At 50.2% G+C, this 3103-nt stretch carries 2 protein-coding genes; one reads left to right on the plus strand and one right to left on the minus strand.

The window, feature by feature from the left end:
- On the plus strand, positions 1-680 hold a 680-nt coding region (locus tag ACP5SG_RS09520; RefSeq protein ID WP_428124028.1), incomplete at its 5' end, for a metallophosphoesterase family protein.
- Here the strand turns inward: ACP5SG_RS09520 and ACP5SG_RS09525 are convergent.
- Positions 677-3103: PEP/pyruvate-binding domain-containing protein (locus ACP5SG_RS09525; RefSeq protein ID WP_428124031.1), on the minus strand; the 2427-nt coding region annotated here is incomplete at its 5' end. The genes ACP5SG_RS09520 and ACP5SG_RS09525 overlap by 4 nt on opposite strands.

The following is a 3103-nucleotide window of genomic DNA, read 5'->3' on the forward strand; positions in this document are numbered from 1 at the left end:
GCCAAGGGATCAAGGCAGGCGCATTTGAACAGGGCAAGATATTTGCAATCGGTGACATACACGGTTGCATCGCCAACCTTCAAAGGCTATTTGAGCGCCTGCCTTATGTAAAAAACAGAGACACGCTAGTGTTTCTGGGTGACTATATAGACAGGGGACCAAGCTCCAAGGAGGTCATCGAATTCATCCTAGACCTTCGAGATAGCGGACACAACCTGGTTCCGCTTATGGGCAACCACGAATATTACCTACTCAAATTTGCCAATACAAACGATGATATATTCCTTGCAGCGCTAAGGGAAATAGGTGCAGAAGCCACCCTGGAGAGCTATGGGGCAAAGGACATGGGCAAGGTCGCAGGCCTTGCCTTTATGCCCCAGGACCACAAAGAATTCTTAAACGGGCTCATGCCTTTGTGGGAAAAGGCAGGGTTTATATTCGTCCATGGCGGCCTAATGCCAAATATACCCCTCAAAGACCAAACCCCACCCGAAATTTATGAGATAAGGGAGATGTTTCTATCTTCTGACTTCAATTTTGGGAAATTCGTAGTCTTCGGGCATACGCCGTTCGAGATGCCGCTCGTCACACCGACCAAGATCGGCATAGATACAGGGGCTGTCTACGGAAATATGTTGACCGCCGTGGAGCTCCCCGATATCAAGTTCTATCATGCCTAGGCATCCAGATGCCCGGCAGGACCCGCTGGTCTCACAGACTCAAGACCCTTGAATTGATAATCTCCCTGCATAAAGGCCTCGACCATCCTATGCGCTGTGTGTTCATTGATCATTGCCATATCAAGGAGTCGGGTAAAACCCAAAAGACGTCCAAGAAAAACGAGCCGCTCCTCAATCACCTGCTGCATGACTCCGCTCAATTCGCCATTTACCAGGTCGTCTTTAAGATCCACAAAGAAATTATGCCGCTCAAGCAACTCGGCGATAAGACTGGCCCTGCGTCTGCGCCTGACCAGATCGGTTCCGCCACCTTTGAAACGAAACCTCAAATAATTGGCCTTCGGATTCATCCCGCATACGGAGTCAATCATTACAAAGTGAAAATCCATCCTTGCATTCAAATTTATGTAATCCCTGCTTAAGATTACATAATTCGGGCAACCTATAGGCCGTTCTGATTGTTGGTCGGCGATCCAATGTGAATAGGTCTGTCCAAGGTCAACCTGCCCTGGCGGGCCAGACCAGCGGAGCCCAGGCGTCGTAATCCCCTTCCACAGGGCCCTAAACGGTGCGGAAATAACCTCTTCAGGGGTTATCTTCAAACCCCTGTTCTCTTTCGGGACAAGCCCGCCGCCGAGATCGATCACGCTCAAAAGAAAGGGTATATCTGACTCCAATTTATAAACCAGGCCCTTTGCATCCGAAAGGAGCTCGTCCCCCATATCGAACATGGCTATGACTGCCTTTTCATGCACAAACCGTACTATGTCATGGATAGACCTGCACTCCATGATGGAGAACGTAGGGCCGTATGCATCAGTCAGATTCAACTTGACTATGAGTTGATGCAGCGTCTCTTGAAACGATCTGGCAATATCGCCCCGGTCCACACCGACATCCATCGGCGCGCCACCCCTTTTGCCGCCGTCCTCTTTTTTCTTTAGGGCACTCTCTATCTCGCCTCTGCTGGCCGCGGTGACTCGACCCGAAACGGCATCAACGGTGATCCATTCGCCGTCCTTAAGATCTTTGGTAGCGGTTGCAAGACCGGTCAGCATGGGTACGGCGTGTTCCCTGGCCACACAAGACAGATGATCTGCCGGATTCCCTATATCTACAAGTACCCCATTTACGTCTTTAACGACCCTTGCAGCATCAACCAGGCTCTGATGCAGAACCAATATCACAGCCCCTTCCATGGGCCTTTCAAGATCCTGCCTACGTCTTATGATGTTGACCCTGCCGGTCGCCACCCCCCGTGAGGCCACAACGGCCTTGTCAAATAGAACATTATCGCCTTGTCCATGGTCTGCGGCCTGTATAGCTGAGATGCGCAGGGGTCTAGCCTGAAGGATGAATATAACGCCACTCTGGTCAACAGCCCACTCGATATCCTGGGGACCGCCGCTCAGGCTTTCAATCTTAAGCCCAAGATCGACAAGCGCCTTGATGAGTTCAGGGGTAAGCACCGGTCTCTGCCTGTCCATCTCAGGTACATCTTCGAGTCTGACGCCGCCGTTCTTGTTTAAAATCAACCTTTTGTCCTTTTTGGCTATCAAGGGCAGGGTATCATATGCATCCGTACGGGACGGCCTATAGATATCTGCATTTGACTCCCCGGCCACAGCAAGCTCGCCGAGGCCGAAGACGGCGCTTATGATCATACGCCCTGAATTGGTATTGTTTGGGTCCTGTGTAAAGAGTATCCCTGCAGAAACTGCATCTATCATCTTGAGGCACAAAACCGCCATATTGAAATCAAGAGGGCTCATCCCTGCATTCAAACGGTAAATAAGGCTCCTTGCATTGAAATTGCTTGCAATCACCTCCTTGACCGCCAGGATCAAATCCGCCTGATTTGTTACGTTTAAAACCGTAGTAAACTGCCCAGCGAAAGAATACTTAAGCCCATCTTCTCCTATTGCGCTGCTTCTTACGGCAAGACCTGGGGGGGTAGCTAAAAATGGAAGGGCCTGCGATACCACGGCATCCTCTAAGACGCTAGGAAGCGGTGTTGAAATGATCTCGCTTTTTACATCGTCTACCACCTGTTCTGGGAGCTTCAAGACCTCTCCCTGTCTGACATCCAAATATCTGCCCAGAGACCTGATGATCTTAAATGTCAGGGCGCTCTTTTCGAGAAAGAGGCGGCAGGCATGAACAGGGATCACAAACCCTTGGGGCACATGAAAAAGACCTGACGCAGCAAGCCCCGCAAGCACAGACGCCTTATTTCCAACTAGCCTGTCCATTGATCCGCGGTATACCTGCTCAAGGGGCATGCAAAGGGGTATGCCGTCCTCTCTTGGGATCAACGCAATGGCATCTTTGATCTCCTTGGCTATCTTCCTGTGTTTTGTGAACAAGACTTTATGTCTGGCATAATCAAGTTTATTTAATTTTTCCACCAACTCATAGGTTAC

The sequence above is a fragment of the Dissulfurimicrobium sp. genome, from assembly GCF_049968175.1.
GTDB classification, from domain to species: Bacteria; Desulfobacterota; Dissulfuribacteria; order Dissulfuribacterales; family Sh68; genus Dissulfurimicrobium; species Dissulfurimicrobium hydrothermale.